The organism is Micromonospora sp. DT4, from assembly GCF_049841675.1.
Taxonomy (GTDB): domain Bacteria; phylum Actinomycetota; class Actinomycetes; order Mycobacteriales; family Micromonosporaceae; genus Micromonospora.
The window spans coordinates 1-409 of record NZ_JBNCKT010000407.1 but is presented as its reverse complement, the minus strand read 5'-3'; the positions used below and the strand labels follow the sequence as shown (position 1 = coordinate 409).

Here is a 409-nt window from a genome sequence, read left to right as displayed (position 1 = left end):
CTCAACCTGCACATTCCACAAACCAACAAGACGCCAACCCGCTCCATCCCAGCTGGATTCTATCTTCCACGAATCCTTCTCTAATCCTTCCGTTCCCTTTAATGCATCCCGTACGTTGCCGATAGCCGAACCGGGCGTTGCGGGGCCCGTGTGCACACTCTTGACCTCGGCGTGCGTCACGAATTCGTTGTCCGTGCCGCGCTTGTTGATAAGAAGTCGAAGTAGTTTGGCGGCCTTGTCTCCGATTTTGCGCACCTCTTTGCCGTCGCGTTTTAGTGTGCGCCCGTCGAGAGACCATTGCGCCTGCGCAGGAGCGACGGCATCCTGCCCGACAGCGGCAGCGGCAGCGGCAGCGGCAGCGGCAGCGGCAGCGGCAGCGGCAGCGGCAGCGGCAGCGGCAGCGGCAGCG

General features: G+C 62.3%; 1 protein-coding gene. It reads right to left on the bottom strand.

Features of this window, described 5'->3' with window-relative positions:
- Nucleotides 1-255: hypothetical protein (locus ACLQ24_RS30335; RefSeq protein WP_425895156.1), on the bottom strand; the 255-nt coding region annotated here is incomplete at its 3' end.
- Between the last annotated feature and the right edge of the window lie 154 nt (nucleotides 256-409).